The organism is Rhodococcus sp. D-6 (genome assembly GCF_040256695.1).
GTDB classification, from domain to species: Bacteria; Actinomycetota; Actinomycetes; order Mycobacteriales; family Mycobacteriaceae; genus Rhodococcus; species Rhodococcus pyridinivorans.
Map to the genome: position 1 here is coordinate 4,890,845 of NZ_CP132970.1, position 17,126 is coordinate 4,907,970.

At 67.2% G+C, this 17,126-nt stretch carries 15 protein-coding genes and 1 tRNA gene; 12 read left to right on the forward strand and 4 right to left on the reverse strand.

The window, feature by feature from the left end; all coding sequences use genetic code 11:
• Positions 1–55 precede the first annotated feature (55 nt).
• The 11 genes from RBB84_RS23020 to RBB84_RS23070 all read left to right on the forward strand — a co-directional run bounded on the left by RBB84_RS23020 (position 56) and on the right by RBB84_RS23070 (position 12,454).
• Complete coding sequence (locus RBB84_RS23020; protein ID WP_064256708.1) at positions 56–1,321, forward strand: aspartate kinase; 1,266 nt, start codon at positions 56–58, stop codon at positions 1,319–1,321.
• An 80-nt stretch (positions 1,322–1,401) separates the two neighbouring features.
• Positions 1,402–2,385: an aspartate-semialdehyde dehydrogenase gene (locus RBB84_RS23025; protein WP_016693204.1), complete on the forward strand. Its 984-nt coding sequence runs from the start codon at positions 1,402–1,404 to the stop codon at positions 2,383–2,385.
• Between the two features lie 143 nt (positions 2,386–2,528).
• Positions 2,529–3,107, forward strand: a complete 579-nt coding sequence (locus RBB84_RS23030) for a TetR/AcrR family transcriptional regulator (RefSeq protein WP_064061142.1) — start codon at positions 2,529–2,531, stop codon at positions 3,105–3,107.
• Complete coding sequence (locus RBB84_RS23035; RefSeq protein ID WP_064256709.1) at positions 3,104–4,609, forward strand: NAD(P)/FAD-dependent oxidoreductase; 1,506 nt, start codon at positions 3,104–3,106, stop codon at positions 4,607–4,609. The genes RBB84_RS23030 and RBB84_RS23035 overlap by 4 nt, the downstream gene beginning before the upstream one ends.
• A gap of 26 nt (positions 4,610–4,635) precedes the next feature.
• Entirely contained in the window at positions 4,636–6,348 is a 1,713-nt protein-coding gene (locus RBB84_RS23040) for a GMC family oxidoreductase (protein ID WP_064256730.1), read from the forward strand.
• The gene (locus RBB84_RS23045) at positions 6,341–6,973 is read left to right on the forward strand and encodes a hypothetical protein (protein WP_024102804.1); all 633 of its coding nucleotides are present in this window, start codon (positions 6,341–6,343) and stop codon (positions 6,971–6,973) included. The genes RBB84_RS23040 and RBB84_RS23045 overlap by 8 nt, the downstream gene beginning before the upstream one ends.
• A 105-nt stretch (positions 6,974–7,078) precedes the next feature.
• The gene (locus RBB84_RS23050) at positions 7,079–7,288 is read left to right on the forward strand and encodes an SDR family NAD(P)-dependent oxidoreductase (RefSeq protein WP_064256710.1); all 210 of its coding nucleotides are present in this window, start codon (positions 7,079–7,081) and stop codon (positions 7,286–7,288) included.
• Positions 7,289–7,474: 186 nt separating this feature from the next.
• Complete coding sequence (locus RBB84_RS23055) at positions 7,475–7,909, forward strand: Fur family transcriptional regulator (protein ID WP_024102806.1); 435 nt, start codon at positions 7,475–7,477, stop codon at positions 7,907–7,909.
• A gap of 94 nt (positions 7,910–8,003) precedes the next feature.
• Positions 8,004–9,464, forward strand: coding sequence for a catalase (locus RBB84_RS23060; protein ID WP_019290231.1), 1,461 nt, complete (start codon positions 8,004–8,006; stop codon positions 9,462–9,464).
• A gap of 331 nt (positions 9,465–9,795) precedes the next feature.
• A complete protein-coding gene (locus RBB84_RS23065; RefSeq protein ID WP_024102807.1) occupies positions 9,796–10,629 on the forward strand; it encodes a metal-dependent hydrolase in 834 nt (277 codons plus the stop codon).
• Positions 10,630–10,705: 76 nt separating this feature from the next.
• Positions 10,706–12,454 (forward strand): cholesterol oxidase substrate-binding domain-containing protein, encoded by a 1,749-nt coding sequence (locus tag RBB84_RS23070; protein WP_064256711.1) that lies wholly within the window; start codon positions 10,706–10,708, stop codon positions 12,452–12,454.
• Positions 12,455–12,473: 19 nt separating this feature from the next.
• On the opposite strand, the gene RBB84_RS23075 is transcribed toward RBB84_RS23070, so the two are convergent.
• From RBB84_RS23075 to RBB84_RS23090, 4 genes are all read right to left on the reverse strand, one after another.
• Positions 12,474–14,492, reverse strand: coding sequence for a TerD family protein (locus RBB84_RS23075; RefSeq protein WP_064256731.1), 2,019 nt, complete (start codon positions 14,490–14,492; stop codon positions 12,474–12,476).
• 135 nt (positions 14,493–14,627) lie between these two features.
• Positions 14,628–15,149: a YdcF family protein gene (locus tag RBB84_RS23080; RefSeq protein ID WP_064256712.1), complete on the reverse strand. Its 522-nt coding sequence runs from the start codon at positions 15,147–15,149 to the stop codon at positions 14,628–14,630.
• A gap of 331 nt (positions 15,150–15,480) precedes the next feature.
• Positions 15,481–15,554: transfer RNA gene (locus RBB84_RS23085), tRNA-Pro, on the reverse strand.
• A gap of 54 nt (positions 15,555–15,608) precedes the next feature.
• Positions 15,609–16,562 (reverse strand): metallophosphoesterase, encoded by a 954-nt coding sequence (locus RBB84_RS23090; protein ID WP_006552435.1) that lies wholly within the window; start codon positions 16,560–16,562, stop codon positions 15,609–15,611.
• Positions 16,563–16,628: 66 nt separating this feature from the next.
• On the opposite strand from RBB84_RS23090, the gene RBB84_RS23095 reads away from it, so the two are divergent.
• Positions 16,629–17,105, forward strand: coding sequence for a GatB/YqeY domain-containing protein (locus RBB84_RS23095; RefSeq protein WP_006552434.1), 477 nt, complete (start codon positions 16,629–16,631; stop codon positions 17,103–17,105).
• The last annotated feature ends 21 nt before the right edge of the window (positions 17,106–17,126 follow it).

Consider the following 17,126-nt stretch of genomic DNA (forward strand, 5'->3'; position numbering starts at 1 on the left):
GCGGTCGGTAAGCTGGGCCACTGGACTTGTTCCCGAGACCCGGAGGTTGGCCAGCGTGGCACTCGTCGTCCAGAAGTACGGAGGATCCTCGGTCGCGACGGCCGAGCGGATCCGGCGCGTCGCTGAAAGGATCGTCGAGACCAAGAAGGCGGGCAACGACGTCGTGGTCGTCGTCTCGGCTATGGGAGACACGACCGACGAACTCCTCGATCTCGCACAGCAGGTGTGCCCGGCCCCGCCGGCCCGCGAAATGGACATGCTCCTCACCTCCGGTGAGCGCATCTCCAACTCCCTCGTCGCGATGGCGATCCACTCGCTCGGCGCCGAGGCCCGGTCGTTCACCGGTTCCCAGGCGGGCGTGATCACCACGGGCAGCCACGGCAAGGCGAAGATCATCGACGTCACCCCCGGCCGTGTGCGCACCGCCCTCGACGAGGGCAGCATCGTGCTGGTCGCCGGCTTCCAGGGTGTGAGCCAGGACAGCAAGGACATCACGACTCTCGGTCGTGGCGGTTCGGACACGACCGCCGTCGCACTCGCCGCCGCGTTGAACGCGGACGTCTGCGAGATCTACACCGACGTCGACGGCGTGTTCTCCGCGGACCCGCGCATCGTCAAGGACGCGCAGCGCCTCGAGAAGGTCTCCTTCGAGGAGATGCTCGAGCTCGCCGCGTGCGGCGCGAAGGTTCTCATGCTGCGGTGCGTGGAGTACGCCCGCCGCTACAACGTGCCCGTGCACGTTCGTTCGTCGTACACCACCAAGCCCGGCACCATGGTGTCCGGATCGATGGAGGACATCCCTGTGGAAGAGGCCCTGATCACCGGCGTTGCGCACGATCGCAGCGAAGCGAAGATCACCGTCGTCGGTATCCCCGACACCCCCGGTTACGCCGCCAAGGTGTTCCGCGCCGTCGCCGACGCCGAGATCAACATCGACATGGTGCTGCAGAACATCTCGAAGGTCGAGACCGGCAAGACCGACATCACCTTCACCTGCCCGAAGAGTGACGGCCCGCGCGCGGTCGAGCTCCTCACCAAGCAGCAGGGCGACATCGGCTTCACCCAGGTCCTCTTCGACGACCACATCGGCAAGGTCTCCCTCGTCGGTGCCGGCATGAAGAGCCACCCCGGCGTCACGGCCAAGTTCTGCGAGGCTCTCGCCGACGCCGGCATCAACATCGACCTGATCTCGACGTCGGAGATCCGCATCTCCGTGCTCGTGGATGACAACGAACTCGACGACGCCGTGCGCGCTCTGCACGCGGCATTCGAGCTCGGCGGCGAAGAAGAGGCCGTCGTGCACGCAGGAACGGGGCGGTAATCGTGACCACCAATCAGGCGAGCGAAGCGACGGGCAAGACCATTGCGGTCGTAGGCGCCACGGGGCAGGTCGGTATCGTCATGCGCACCCTGCTCGAGGAGCGCAACTTCCCGGCCGACACGGTTCGGTTCTTCGCGTCGGCCCGCTCGGCCGGCAAGAAGCTACCGTTCCGCGGTGAGGAGATCGTGGTCGAGGACGTCGCGGCGACCTCCGACGAGGATCTGAAGGGCATCGACATCGCGCTGTTCTCGGCCGGTGGCACCCTCTCCAAGGAACAGGCTCCGCGCTTCGCGGCCGCCGGTGCGATCGTCGTCGACAACTCGTCGGCATGGCGCAAGGACCCCGAGGTTCCGCTCGTCGTCAGCGAGGTCAACCCGGAGCAGGTGAAGAACCCACCGAAGGGCATCATCGCCAACCCGAACTGCACCACGATGGCCGCGATGCCGGTGCTCAAGGCACTGCACGACGAGGCCGGACTCCAGCGCCTGATCGTGTCGAGCTACCAGGCGGTCTCCGGTAGCGGACTGGCGGGCGTCGAGGAACTCGTCGGCCAGGTGCGTGCCGTCGCCGACGAGGCCGACAAGCTCGTCCACGCGGGCGACGCCGTCGACTTCCCGGCCCCGAACAAGTACGTCGCGCCCATCGCGTTCAACGTCGTGCCGCTCGCCGGCTCGATCGTCGACGACGGAACGGGTGAGACCGACGAGGACCAGAAGCTGCGCAACGAGTCGCGCAAGATCCTCGGCCTGCCGGACCTGCTCGTGTCGGGCACGTGCGTGCGCGTTCCCGTCGTGACCGGCCACTCGCTGTCGATCAACGCCGAGTTCGAGCGGCCGCTGTCGGTCGAGCGTGCGCAGGAGCTGCTCGCGAACGCTCCGGGCGTCCGCCTCGTCGACGTGCCGACCCCGCTCGCCGCAGCGGGCGACGACGTCTCGCTCGTGGGCCGCATCCGTCAGGATCCGGGTGCTCCTGAAGGCCGCGGTCTCGCGCTCTTCGTCTCGGGCGACAATCTGCGCAAGGGTGCTGCTCTCAACACCATCCAGATCGCTGAGCTGCTCGTCTAGGCGACCTTCCGACCTTCTCGACGGAGCGGGTGGACCTCTTCGGGTCCACCCGCTCCGTCGCGTTTCGGGCCTGATCCGGTATACCCGAGAAATATTTACAAGCAGTCTGGACTGTTTGTTGTTTTCCCGTTACGCTGCGATGCGTGATCCAGGACACTGCGCCGAACGGTGGTCGCACCCAGGCGCAACGCACAGCCGCGACGCGAGCCAAGCTGCTCGACGCCGCGGTCGACTCGCTCGTCGAGCATGGCTATTCGGGAACCAGCACGCAGGGCATCGCCAAACGTGCCGGAGTCTCGCGAGGCGCCCAGCTCCACCACTTCCCGACGAAGGAGAGCCTTGTCGTCGCGGCGGTCGGGCACCTCGTCGACAGGCGGCTGCAGGAGATCCTCGAGACACGACCCGATCCGGAGCACGGCTTCGAAACGCTCATGGATGCCTTCTCCGGCCCGCTCTTCGCCGCAGCGCTCGAACTGTGGGTCGCGGCGCGGACCGATCCGTCCCTGCACGAGGCGATGATCCCGCTCGAACGCAAGGTGTCGGACGCGCTCCGCACGGGTTGCCTGGAGATCATGGGCGACCGGGTCTCGCCCGACCACATCGACCTCAGCATCGAGATCGCCCGGGGCTTCGCCGTCTCGGCCCTGATGCGTACCCCCGAATCCGATCGAGAATTCCGGGAGCGCCTGCTCCCGGTCTGGAAGGCGCTGGTGATGAAATGAGTCTCGCACTGCTTCCCGACCACGTGCACACGCTCGTCGTCGGCGCGGGCTTCGGTGGCATCGGTATGACCGCAACGCTGTTGCGCGAGAACCCCGACGCCGACGTCCTCGTCCTCGAGCGCGGTGACGACGTCGGCGGAACCTGGCGCGTGAACACCTATCCCGGTGCCGCATGCGATGTTCCGAGCGCGCTGTACTCGTTCTCCTTCGCGCCCGAACCCGACTGGTCGCGAGCGTACGGCACCCAGGAGGAGATCTACGCGTACCTCCGCCGTGTTGCACGTGAGCAGGGCGTGACCGACCGGACGATGTTCGGGTGCGAACTGCGCGCGGCGCAGTGGGACGCCGAGCGTGCCGTGTGGCGGATCTCCACCTCCCGTGGCGACCTGACGGCCGACGTGCTCGTCGCCGCGACCGGCGCCCTCTCCACACCTACCTATCCGAAAGTTTCCGGCCTGGAGTTGTTCCGCGGCAAGAAGTTCCATTCCGCCGAGTGGGATCACGACCACGACCTCACGGGTGAGCGTGTCGCCGTCATCGGTACCGGCGCGTCGGCCATCCAGTTCGTGCCGGCGATCGTCGACCGCGTCGAACATCTCACGCTGTTCCAGCGCACGGCCTCCTGGGTGATGCCCAAGCACGACCACGTCATCGCGCGGTCGGTCCGCACGCTCTACCGGCGCTTCTCCCTGGCCCAGAAGCTCATGCGCGGATTCGTGTACGGGCAGAGGGAGATCTACGTCGTCGGCATGACGAAGCCCTTCGCCCGCAAGTACCTCCTGCCGCTGTTCGAGGTCCGGGCACGCCAGGTGCTGCGCAAGAACGTGCGCGATCCTGAGCTGCGCAAGCGCCTGACCCCCGATTTCGCGATCACCTGCAAGCGAATCCTGTTGTCCAACGACTGGTTCCCGGCCATCACCCGCCCGAAGGTGGACGTGGTGTCCTCCGGTCTGGCAGCGGTCACCGAGAACGGTGTCGTCGACGACAAGGGCACCGAGTACCCGGTCGACACCATCATCTTCGGTACCGGTTTCACGCCGACGGAACCGCCGGTCGCGCACCATATCCGCGGTGGCGACGGCCGCACCCTCGCCGAGACCTGGGACGGCAGCCCCTCGGCCTATCTCGGCATCACCGTGCCCGGCTTCCCCAATCTGTTCCTCATGTACGGCCCCAACACCAATCTCGGCCACAGCTCGATCGTGTACATGCTCGAATCCCAGGCCAACTACATCTCCGACGCGCTGCGCACGATGGAGCGTCACGGCATCTCGGCCGTGGAGGTGCGCGACGACGCGGTGCGCCGCTACACCGCCGATCTCGACCCGGCGCTGAACAACACGGTCTGGAACCAGGGTGGCTGCAGCAGCTGGTACATCGACGAGAAGGGCCGCAATTCCGTGATGTGGCCGACCTTCACGTGGCAGTACCGGGCGCGGACCAAGCAGTTCGACCCGGAGAGCTACACGGAACACCGAGCGACGGCAGGGGCGGGCGCATGAAGCAGAGCGACGGCAGGGGCGGGCGCATGACCCATTACGACGTCCTCGTCATCGGATCCGGATTCGGCGGCAGCGTCGCAGCACTGCGCGCCACCGAGAAGGGATACAAGATAGGAGTTCTCGAGGCCGGACGGCGTTTCGAGGACGACGAGCTGCCCGAGACGAGCTGGCGGCTGCGCAAGTACCTGTGGGCGCCGCAGGTGGGATGCTACGGGGTGCAGCGCATGCACCTGCTGCCCAACGTGCTCGTCATGGCGGGAGCCGGTGTGGGCGGCGGGTCGCTGAACTACGCCAACACCCTGTACAAGCCGCCGACGCCCTTCTTCCGCGACCCGCAGTGGGGTCACATCACCGATTGGGAAGCGGAACTGACGCCGTACTACGACCAGGCGGCACGGATGCTCGGCGTCCGCCCCAATCCCAGCATCACGCCCGCGGACGAGGTGATGCGCCAGGTCGCCGACGAGATGGGTGTCGGCCACACCTACACGACCACCCCGGTCGGTGTGTTCTTCGACGAGCCCGGCAGGACGGTGCCCGACCCGTTCTTCGGTGGAGCCGGCCCCGACCGCACCGGCTGCACGGAGTGCGGAAGCTGCATGACGGGTTGCCGTGTGGGAGCGAAGAACACGCTCGTCAAGAACTACCTCTACCTCGCGGAGAAGGCCGGCGCGCACATCCACGCCCTCACGACGGTGACCCGTGTGGTGCCCCGTACCGGTGGTGGGTATGAGGTCCACACCCGCAGCACGAACGGCATCAGGAAGCGCCGCAAGGTCTTCACCGCCGACCAGGTGGTGATCGCGGCCGGTACCTACGGTACGGCGCGCCTGCTGCTCGCGAGCCGCGAGACCGGCGACCTGCCGAACCTGTCTCCGGCCCTCGGCACCGTGGTGCGCACCAACTCCGAGGCGGTGCTCGCCGCGACCGCGCAGGATCGCGTCGTCGACTACACGAAGGGCGTGGCCATCACGTCGTCCTTCCACCCGGACGACCACACCCACATCGAACCGGTGCGGTACGGCAAGGGCAGCAACCTGATCGGTCTGCTCCAGGCGCTGCTCATCGACGGTGGCACGCGGATGCCGCGACTGCTGAAGTTCTTCGGTGTCGCCGCGAAGAATCCCGCCGCCTTCCTCCGCTCGCTGTCGGTCCGGAACTGGTCCGAGCGCACGGTCATCGCTCTCGTGATGCAGACCGACGACAACTCTCTCGAGCTCGCGACCCGGCGCACGCCGATCGGCCGGGGCCTGACCAGCAAGCAGGGGCCGGGCACTCCGCCGCCCGAGTGGATTCCGGTGGGCCACGAAGCGGTCCGCCGCGTCGCCGACAAGATCGACGGCGACGCCGGTGGTTCGATCGCCGACCTGTTCGACATCCCGATGACCGCGCACTTCCTCGGCGGGTGCGCGATCGGCGATTCGCCGCGTACCGGCACCGTCGACCCGTACCTGCGTGTCTACGGGCACAAGGGTCTGCACGTCGTCGACGGCTCCGCGGTGAGCGCCAACCTCGGCGTGAACCCGTCCCTCACGATCACCGCGCAGGCCGAACGTGCGCTGGCGCTGTGGCCGAACAAGGGGGAAAAGGACAACCGGCCTCCGCTCGGGTCGGCCTACGAACCCGTGCAGCCCGTGCAGCCCGTGCGTCCGGCCGTGCCCGTCGAGGCCCCGGCGGCGCTGCGACTGCCCATCACCCCCGTTCGGAAGGAGAGCGCCCGTGCTCTGGACAGTGCCTGAGAGCGAGGACGAACGCACCGACTATCCGGTCTCGCCGCCACCGCCATGGCCGGCCTCCGTGCGGGCCACCCTGTGGTGGCATCGCAGCACCCCGGACGCCTCCCAGTACGGGCCGACCGGCGCGACCCTGCCCATCACCCTCGCGATGATGGTCGACTACCTCGACTCGCCGGTCGGGCCGTACCGCGAGGTGCTGGCCAGCCCGGTGCTGCGCCGCGACCTGATCCCGGCGATGGCGGTGCCGTTCATCGCCGTCGACTCCGAGCCGTCGGTGCACGGTGGTCGCGAACACTGGAAGCTGCCGAAGGTGCTCGCGAAGTTCGACGGCGACGTCCTCGGCGATTTCTCCGCGACCGGCGCCCGATGGAGCGTGGCCACCTCGGCCGCGCCGAAGGGCCCGGAACTGCCGATCGCAGGTGGACTGACCTTCGCGCAGCCGATCCCCGGCGGCGCCGTCGAACGCGCCACCGCCCGGCTGCGGGGGAAGTTCCGTTACGCGCGGGTGACCGTCGCGGCGGAGGGACCGACGCTGAGCCGCTGGCTTCGCCCCGGCACCCACCACGGCATCGTCATCACCTCCGGACGGATGTCCACGGGCGCGTCGCGAGTCGTGTCGCGTATGTAGGTCAGCCGGTCTCTCCGCCGTCGAGGAGATCGCCGATGCCGACGCACACGCGATGTTCGACGTGCAGATCTTCGGGGTGCTGAACGTGATGGGGCGGCGTTTCCGGTGTTCAGGAGCAACCGTCGCGGGCACATCGTCAACGTCTCGTCGATCCTGGGGCTCACGACCTTCCCGGGCTGGGGGCTCTACAGTGCGGGCAAGTTCGCGCTCGAGGCCCTGACGGAAGCGCTCGCCGCGGAGGTCGCCGATCTCGGTATCGGGGTGAATCTGATCGAACCGGGATACGTGCGGACCGATTACCTGACGAAAGACTAGCTCGCACTTTCCGATTCGACACTCGGTGAGTATCCGGCCGTGCGGAGAGACGACCGAGGCGCGCCGGGCGCCGGCGGGCGCCGACCACACCGACCTCTGATCCGATCGGAGACCCGAAGTGGGCGTGACGGGCACCGCACCGATCCTTTTCTTGACTTATTCCAGAAAAGGGGCATACTTGGTGTCATGCAACAAGGACACGAGCATCACTTCGACCCCAAGGAGCAACTGCGCTCCGTGGGTCTGCGGGTGACCGCTCCCCGCGTTGCCGTACTGAGAACCGTTGCCGAGCATCCGCATTCCGATGCGGACGGAATCGCCGCCCACGTGCGCGACGAACTCGGCTCGGTGTCGACGCAGGCCGTGTACGACGTACTCAAGGCATGCGTGGGGAACGGGTTGCTCCGCCGGATCGAACCGGCCGGATCACCCGCACGGTACGAGACCCGCATCGGCGACAACCACCACCACCTCGTGTGCCGCGCATGCGGCACGGTCGTCGACATCGATTGCGTGGTCGGGGCCGCGCCCTGCCTGACGCCGTCCGACGACCACGGCTTCGTCATCGACGAAGCAGAGGTCACCTTCTGGGGCCTGTGCCCCGATTGCCGCGCCGACTAGCGCCCACTCGCTTCACCGGTGGTCCGGCCCCTCCGCGGGCCGAACCACCGGCTTCGTGTCCCGAGACCCGGAACATCCGTATACGGAGGTCACCATGACGAATGCCCGTTACACCACGAACAACGTCGGTATCCCCGTCGCCAGCGACAACGAGTCGCTCACCGCGGGCACCCAGGGGCCGATCCTGCTCCACGACCACTACCTGGTCGAGAAGCTCGCGCACTTCAACCGCGAGCGGGTGCCCGAGCGCGTCGTGCACGCCAAGGGCGCCGGCGCGTTCGGTGAGCTCGTCGTCACCGAGGACGTCTCCGCCTACACGAAGGCCAAGCTGTTCCGGCCGGGCGTGAAAACCGAGATGCTGGCACGCTTCTCGACGGTCGCCGGTGAACAGGGCAGCCCCGACACCTGGCGCGACCCGCGCGGTTTCGCTTTGAAGTTCTACACCGAGGACGGGAACTACGACCTGGTCGGCAACAACACGCCGATCTTCTTCATCAAGGACCCGATCAAGTTTCCCGACTTCATCCACTCGCAGAAGCGCCTGCCCGGCTCCGGCCTGCGCGACCACACGATGCAGTGGGACTTCTGGACCCTGCGCCCCGAGACCGCACACCAGGTCACCTGGCTGATGGGCGACCGTGGCCTGCCGCGCACGTGGCGCCACATGGACGGCTTCGGTTCGCATACCTACCAATGGATCAACGCCGACGGTGAGCGCTTCTGGGTGAAATACCACTTCAAGACCGACCAGGGCATCGAGTTCCTCACCCAGGACGAGGCCGACCGCCTCGCCGGCTCGGATCCCGACTACCACCGCGCCGACCTCTACAAGGCGATCGAGCGTGGCGAGTTCCCGAGTTGGACGCTCCACGTGCAGATCATGCCGGTCGCGGAGGCGGAGAACTACCGGTTCAACCCGTTCGACCTGACCAAGGTGTGGTCGCAAAAGGACTACCCGTTGATCAAGGTCGGCACGATGACCCTGAACCGCAACCCGCGCAACTTCTTCGCAGAGATCGAGCAGGCCGCGTTCGCCCCGTCGAACGTCGTGCCGGGCATCGGTTTCTCGCCCGACAAGATGCTGCTCGGCCGCGTGTTCTCCTACGCCGACGCCCACCGCTACCGCATCGGCGTCAACCACGCACAGCTGCCGGTGAACTCCGCGAAGGCCGCCCGTGTCGACTCCTACAGCAAGGAGGGCAACATGGCCTTCACCTTCAACGATCCGCAGACCCCGGTCTACGCACCGAACAGCTTCGGTGGTCCGCATGCCGATCCCGAGCGGGCCGGCGACGAAGGTCTGTGGAACTTCGGAACCGAGGCCGTGCGCGCGGGCTACGTGCAGCACCCAGAGGACGACGACTTCGGTCAGGCGGGCACCCTCGTCCGCGACGTGATGGACGACGCGGAGCGCGAACGCCTCGTGAACAACATCGTCGGACACGTCCTCGGCGGTACCTCGGAGGCGCTCTACGAGCGGATCTTCGAGTACTGGCGCAACGTCGACGAGGAGCTCGGCAAGCGGGTCGAGGCGGGCGTGCGCGCCGGAGCCTGACCCGTCACCGGGGGAGATGCGGCGGGATCAGAGCAGTCCCCACCAGTAGATCAGGGCTGCCAGCGCCAGCACGATCAGCGTGGTGTCCATGTCGCTCTCCCTCCATCCGACGACGACAACTCCATCTTCCTCGCAAACGAGGAATCCGGCACAGACGCCAGGGCCGTCCACCTCTCCGGTGGGCGGCCCTGCCGGCGTCTGCCGAGCATATCGGCTGTTCGAACACGCGTGTGACAGGTGTGTCGGCTGTGGTTGTTAGGTTGGAGATCCGGGGCCGGCGTCGTCACGCCGGGTCGGGTTCGCGCTCGTTCGTCGAAAGGTGTTGTCCGACATGGTGATGGGTCCTACCCATGCAGTATCCGGGGCGCTGGTGGGGCTCGTCGTCGCAGATCTGCTTCCTACCGACTGGGGTGCACCCGCGTCCACCGCGGAGACCTTCGCCTTCGCGGCGGTGTGTTCGGGGGCGGCCCTGCTTCCGGATCTCGACACGGCACAGTCGACGGTCGCGAGGTCGTTCGGGCCCGTGAGCCAGACCTTCGCCAGGGGCATCGACGCGGTCTCGCTCGGCTACTACTCGCTCACCAAGGGCAGCCGCGACCGGAAGCGGCGCGGCGGGCACCGCACCATGACGCACACCGCGCTGTTCGCGGCACTGCTCGGAGCCGGAGTCTCGGCACTCGTCGCGAGCTTCGGCAGGGAAGCGATCATCGGGGTCCTGTTCGTCACTCTCGGTCTCGCACTGCGCGGGTTGTTCGGGTCGTGGGCGAAGAAGCGCGGGTGGGTGGTCGTCACCCTGAGCGCGGCAGTGCTGTCGATCCTGTCGTGGACGTGGTTCCCGCAGGAGGTTGCGTCGACGGGCCTGGGGGTCGCGGTGGCCCTCGGATGCGCGACGCACTGTCTCGGCGACGCCATCACCAAGGAGGGAATCCCCTTCCTCGCTCCGTTCGTGCCCTGGCGCGGGTCGCGCTGGTGGGAGATCAAGCTGCCGTCGGCGTTGTCCATCCGTGCGGGTGGCCCGTTCGAGCTCGGCATCCTCGGTCCGGCCCTCACCGTGGCGGCGGTCGCGATGGCGGTCTGGTCGGTCGACGGCGCTCCCGAACACATCCTCGGCACGTTGGAGGCGTCGGGTCTGTCGTTCTGGAGCGAGGGCGCCGCACACCGGTAGCGGTACTGGAGAATAGAGAGAACTTGTTCTATTTTCGCGGAGTCCGCGCCCGCAGAACAGAACGGAACCCGCCCTCGTGAGCGCTCGAGCCTCTGGTCCCACCCTCAGCCGTCGCGGTCTTCTCGGAGCAGCCGCCGGAGCAGCCGTCCTTGCAAGCACGGGATGGACGCTCGCGGGTGCGGTACCGCTCGGCGACCCGGCAGCCACGATCCCGGCGCCGCCGGACTTCCCGGCCGACATCCCGCTCTCGCAGCAACAGTTCGTCAACTGGGCGAAGACCATCCGGTTCGACGCGGTGTGGACCGCGACCGCGCGCACCGCCGACGACGTCGTCCGCCTCGCGAACTGGGCGCACGCCCACGGCTTCCGCATCCGTCCCCGCGGATCGATGCACAGCTGGAGTCCGCTCACCCTCGAGGCCGGGCAGGACATCGAGAACGTCGTGCTGGTCGACACCATGTCGCAGCTGAACCAGGTCGTCGTCGACGCGGACGCCGCACCTCCGCGCGTGACGGCCGGAGGGGGCGCGAGCATCGAATCCATCCTCACCACGCTCGAAGCGAACGGACTGGGCTGGGCCAACTCGCCCGCCATCGGCGACATCTCCATCGCGGGGGCACTGTCGATCGGTGCCCACGGAGCCACCTACCCGGCGGCGGGGGAGACGGTGATCCCCGGCCAGTCGTTCGGCTCCCTGTCCAATCTCGTCCTGGCTCTGACCGCCGTGGTGTGGAACCCGTCGGCCGCTGCCTACGAACTCCGCGAGTTCCGCCGCGCCGAACCGGAGATCAGACCCCTGCTCGCCCACCTCGGACGCACCTTCGTCACTTCGGTGACGCTGCAGGCCGGAGCGAACTACCGGGTGCGCTGCCAGAGCTTCACCGACATCCCGTGGCGCGAACTGTTCGCCCCGCCCGGCTCGCCGGGGCGCACTTTCGAGCGCTACGTCGAGGAGCACGGGCGGGTCGAGGCGATCTGGTTCCCCTTCACCGAGACACCCTGGCTCAAGATCTGGTCGGTCTCCCCGGAGAAGCCCGCCGCCTCCCGCGAGGTGCAGGATCCGTACAACTACTACTTCTCGGACAGTCTGCCCGAGGAACTCACCGACCTGCTGGGACAGGTCGTGCGTGGCGCCCAGGGCGTCACACCGACCTTCGGTGCGTCGCAGTTCGGTGCGGTGGCAGCGGGACTCGCAGCGACCGGCACGAAAGATCTGTGGGGCTGGTCCAAGGACCTGCTGTTCTACCTGCGCGCCGCGACCCTGCGTGTGGTTGCCGGTGGCGGTGTCGTCGTGACGAGACGCGACAACATCGCCCGCGTCATCAACGAGTTCACGACGTGGCTGCACGAGCGGATGACGCACTACGCCTCGCTCGGGCAGTACCCCGTGAACATGCCGTTCGAGGTACGTCTGTGCAAGGTCGACGACGCCGACGAGGTGCTCGTCGACGCCGCCGGTGTGCCCGACCTGTCGCCGGTGCGTCCCCGCCCCGACCGGCCCGACTGGGACACCGCGATCTGGATGAACGTCGTCTCCATCCCCGGAACGGCCGGGATGCCGGCCTTCTTCCGCGAGATGGAGCAGTGGATGGCCGCCCACTACTCGGGCGATTACGCGACCTTCCGGTCCGAGTGGTCGAAGGGTTGGGCGTTCGACGACGAGGGCGGCTACCGCGACCCCGATTTCCTCGGTGAGACGGTGCCGGCCATGTACCGCACCGGCCTACCGCCCGGGCAAGGTTGGGACGCCGCGCTCGCGGCTTTCGAGCAGTACGACCCGCACCGGGTGTTCAGCAACCGGTTCCTCGACCGGTTGCTGCCCTGACCGTCGACGAACGATGAAATCAGTCCTCGTCGGAGTCCATCGGTAACGGTCCCGGTTGCGCCGTCTGCTGGGGAGCGGCGGGAACCCATACCCGTAGCGGCTGCACCACCTCGCCGTAGAAGGCGTCGGCCGACGACGTCACGCTCGTGATGAAGCCCGTCGCGGTACCGGACGAGCGGCGACTGCCCAGCGGGAACGTCTGCTCGAGAGTGAAGGACACGATGTCGCCGACGCGACCCTCGGTGAGGACTCGAGGATCGGTACGCACGGTGTCGAGATGTTCACATGCTTCGTTGCCGCGCTCGGAGAACACCGCTTCGAGTTGCACGTTTCCGGGCGCGGCCTTCAACTGTTTGACCAGCCACGACACGCGCTTGCGTGACGTGCCTTCATCAGGCGCATCGACGGTCGTGCGACAACGGACCTTGTTGGTACGCAGGTCCGCCGAGACCACGAGATCACCTGCGGTATCCGGGATCCGCAGCACCGCTTCGAAGACTCCGTCGGTCGCGAGCCGGTCGGCGACGTGGGCGTTCCGTGCGTCCGGATCGGTCGCGAAGCGGCGCGGCAGCACATGCGTCACCGGGACCCCGAGTTCTGCGGTGAACCGGAGCGCCAAGTGGCGAGCCAACGCGACCCAGGTGCCCGCAACAGTGAGCGCCTTGGAGTCGCCGGCGCGGAGTGTGCCCGCCGTAACGGCGTCGCGAACAGCAACCCAATGACGTCCCATATCGACGAATTCCGAGACCCCACTGCGCGGGTGATCGATATAGCGGAGGAACTCACGCAGGATCCAGTCCTGGAGGTCGCTCTCCAGTTCGCCGTGGGACAGCACCATGCGTGCTTCGTGAGCGATCTCCGCCCATGCGAGGTGCCGAAGCGAGACCTTGGTGAGCTTGCGCCGGTCCACTGCGACGGGCAGTTCCCCCGCAGCGGCGGGAATGTCGTTGGAGATGCTGACGACGACGTCGTACTTCTTGCGACGCGCGACATCGAGGTAGTTCTCGAGCTGTTCACGCTTGAGTTTGCCGTTGCCCGTCTTCACCTCGACCAGGGCCGTCCACCGTCGGCTTCCTCGCGCGACCTTGAGTACCGCATCGGGTACCACCCGCGATTCACCTCGCTCGTACGGCACCTCCAGGTAACCCTCGAAAGCGCCGGCGGGAGCACCGAGACGAAGGCACACGGCACGAGCGAACAGGGGCACTGCCTGCATGGTCGCGACGAGCGCGGAAGTCGCTCGACGTTCCTGTTCGTCACCCGCACCGATTCCGGCTACGGAGAAGAGGCGCGCGGGTTGCCAGCTCTCCTGCTCGGCTTGGGAGAAGGTGATCGGTTTCGGCTTCCGGGCGGTTCGTTTGGTCGTACGTACGCCGGACTGCTTTCGTGCGGGAGTGGCGGTCGTCGCGGCAGGAGCGGGCTCGGGAGTCTGCGGAGGAACGGCGATTTCCTCGTCTGCGGAGACCGAAGTCGTCGAGGGAGGCGTCCGATCGTCGTCCTCGGCGGCGTCGTCCACCTCCACGCCGTAGTCCTGTGCCAGTCCGGCCAGACCGGAGGCCCATCCCTGTCCGATCGCACGGACCTTCCATGCGCCGTCCCGGCGGTAGACCTCGCCGAACACGAATGCGGATTCGGTGTTCGCGTCCGCAGTGATGTACTCGGCCACGGGGCGACCTGTCGGATCCACGACCCGTAGGGTCAGCTTCCCGAGGTCGCCGAAGGTGCCGTCGTAGAGGCTGCCTGCCAAGGCGATCGTGCGTACATCGTCGGGCACCGTCGCGAGATCGATGCTGATGCGTGCCTGCGCGCCTTCCTCCGTCGCTCCGTTCCCCAGGAACCGGACGGAACCGTCGGCCGATTCCGGCTGGTTGTAGAAGACGAAATCCGCGTCGGACCTCACCTTGCCCGAATCGGCGAGGAGCAGCGCCGAGGCGTCGACCTCGGTGTCCGCTTCCGTCCAGCCCAGGACGATGTCGACTTGCGAGACGTCTGTCGGAAGCGGCATGTTCTGCCCCTTGACGAGAACCGGGAAATCCATCGGGGGCACCTTCGTTCCAGTGTCGGTCGTGCGCGCGATATCGAGCGCTACGGACACATCGAAGGGAACGGCTCCGATGTTTCACGGTGCACGCGAGTAGCTCGTCAGGACCCGGATGCGCCGCAGCAGGCTCGCTCAGCACCCCGTGTGCGAGAAGGCCCGCATGTAGCCGGCGGTCTGATAGGCGTACGCCCATGCCCAGTACGACAGGGCGATGTCGGCCGGGCTGGCGGCCATGATGAGTTCGCCGTCGAAGCATCGGTCGAGGATGAAGCGCGCGCGGGAGACGTGCGGCACGAACGTCACGACGATGACGCTGTTCCAGCCGCGCTGCTCCGAGAGACGACGCAGTTCCATGGCCTCACCGCGCGTGGTCGGCGGGTCCGGTTCGAAGCACGTGACGGGGAATTCGTAGCGCGGGTGGTCGCACAGGTCCGTCAGCCAGACGTCCTTCGCGCCGTTGGGATTCGACACCACGACCTCGGGTGCGAAGCCTTCGAGTGCGAGTTCGAGCGCGTAGGGATAGCGCTCGTAGATCGCACCGCCGAGAACGAAGATCGCGTCCGCCCGGCGATACGGGCTGAGGTTCTCGATCTCGATCTGCGGGGCCACGTAGACGGGAAGGCCCGCGGCGATGATCGCGCACGCGACGAGCACGAGGACGGCGAGCCACCGTCGTCGCCGGGGGCGTGGTCTGGTGAGTGTGGAACCTCCGGAATTCTCCGGTGCGTCCTGCCGGGAGGCCCTGTGTCGTCGCGTCATCCGCCGAGTCCGTTCCCGCCCGACCAGAGCCGAGGCGTCTCGCGAGTGCGGTGCCGCCTTTCAGTTTAGGGTATTCAAGTCTGTTTCAATCCCTAAAAACCGACTTGAAGAATCTTTTGTGACGGGAGGGGACGTCCTTTTCCGGAGAGGTGAACAAGGTGCCCCGGAATGCGGTCAGGGCACCTTCTCCGTGAGGAGAAAGTGCCCTGACGAGTTCTTCCACGAGTCGGGGTGGCGGGATTCGAACCCACGACCTCTTCGTCCCGAACGAAGCGCGCTACCAAGCTGCGCCACACCCCGTATTGAACCTCGGTCAGCTTACAACACGAGTCCGCAGAAGATTAAATCGGCTGGTCAGCGACGTAACCCGGCGCGCTCTGCCGAATCACCGCTGGCCTGCTGCGCGGTGTCGCGCGAGGCCGGAACGAGGGTCAGCAGGGTGGCCTCCGGACGGCAGAAGAACCGGGCGGGAGCGAACGGCGACGTGCCGATACCCGCGGAGACGTGCAGTCGCATGTGGGCACCCCAGCGCGACGCGCCCTTCACCCGCGACCGGTCGATCCCGCAGTTGGTCACCAGCGCGCCGTAGAACGGCAGGCACAGCTGGCCGCCGTGGGTGTGGCCCGCGAGAACGAGGTCGTAGCCGTCCTCGGCGAAGCGATCGAGCACCCGCGGCTCGGGGGAGTGAGTCATGCCCAGTCGCAGATCGGCCGAGGGATCGGCCGCACCTGCGATCGTCTCGTACCGGTCGCGGTCGAGATGCGGGTCGTCGACACCGCCGACGGCGATGCGCACGCCGCCGATCTCGATGTCGCGGCGCACGTGCGTCATGTCCTGCCAGCCACGTTCGGTGAACGCCGCACGCAGGTCGCCCCACGGGAGCGGAGGCCCGTAGACGCGGTCGTGGTCCTTGTCGAAGTAGGCCAGCGGATTCTTCAGCACGGGAGCGAAGTAGTCGTTGCTCCCGAAGACGAACAGACCCGGGCGGGCGAGGAGTCCGCCGAGGGCCTGGACGACGGCAGGAACGGCCTTCGGGTGCGACAGGTTGTCGCCCGTGTTCACGACGAGATCGGGCTCGAGGCCATCGAGTTCGCGCAACCAGTTCTGTTTCAGCTTCTGATTGGGAGTCATGTGCAGGTCGCTGATGTGCAGGACCCGCAGTGTCGACGCGCCGGGCGCGAGCACCGGCACCGTGACCTCGCGAAGGGTGAACGCGTTCCGTTCGATCAGCGTGGCGTAACCGAGGCCGAGAGCGGCGGCGCCGGCAGCACCGAGGGTTACGCGGCGAATTGCAGACAGGTCAGGCACTTCTCCAGCGTACCGCCGTGCGTGGTCCTCGCACGTGGTTCGCCTGCCCCGCGTAGCGTTTCCGGCATGAGCGACACCACATCCTCCCTCGAATCCAGGCTGCGGACCGACCTGACCGCAGCGATGAAGGACAAGGACAAGCTGCGGACCGAGACCCTCAGGATGCTGCTCGCGGCGATCCGGAACGAGGCGGTGTCCGGCAAGGAGGCGCGTGAGCTGTCCGACGACGAGGTGCTCCAGGTCCTCGCGAAGGAATCGAAGAAGCGCGGCGAGGCCGCCGAGGTCTACACCGAGAACGGACGCGGAGAGCTCGCGGCCAAGGAGCACGCCGAGGCACGGATCATCGACGAGTACCTGCCCACCCCGCTCACCGATGCCGAACTCGTCGACGTCGTCGACACCGCCCTCGCGCGCGTTGCGGAGGAACTCGGCACGCGGCCGGGTCCGAAGAACATGGGCCAGGTGATGAAGGCCGCCACTGAGATCGCGGCAGGCAAGGCCGACGGCAAGCGCCTGTCCGCAGCCGTGCGTTCACGCCTGTAAACCGACGGTGGAAGCCCTGCG

Excerpts from the sequence above, each read along its gene's own strand:
- RBB84_RS23060 (WP_019290231.1), top strand. The coding sequence starts at position 8,004 with ATGACGAATGCCCGTTACACCACGAACAACGTCGGTATCCCCGTCGCC.
- RBB84_RS23095 (WP_006552434.1), top strand. The coding sequence starts at position 16,629 with ATGAGCGACACCACATCCTCCCTCGAATCCAGGCTGCGGACCGACCTG.
- RBB84_RS23040 (WP_064256730.1), top strand. The coding sequence starts at position 4,636 with ATGACCCATTACGACGTCCTCGTCATCGGATCCGGATTCGGCGGCAGC.
- RBB84_RS23065 (WP_024102807.1), top strand. The coding sequence starts at position 9,796 with ATGGTGATGGGTCCTACCCATGCAGTATCCGGGGCGCTGGTGGGGCTC.
- RBB84_RS23025 (WP_016693204.1), top strand. The coding sequence starts at position 1,402 with ATGCGCACCCTGCTCGAGGAGCGCAACTTCCCGGCCGACACGGTTCGG.
- RBB84_RS23035 (WP_064256709.1), top strand. The coding sequence starts at position 3,104 with ATGAGTCTCGCACTGCTTCCCGACCACGTGCACACGCTCGTCGTCGGC.
- RBB84_RS23075 (WP_064256731.1), bottom strand. The coding sequence starts at position 14,492 with ATGGATTTCCCGGTTCTCGTCAAGGGGCAGAACATGCCGCTTCCGACA.
- RBB84_RS23055 (WP_024102806.1), top strand. The coding sequence starts at position 7,475 with ATGCAACAAGGACACGAGCATCACTTCGACCCCAAGGAGCAACTGCGC.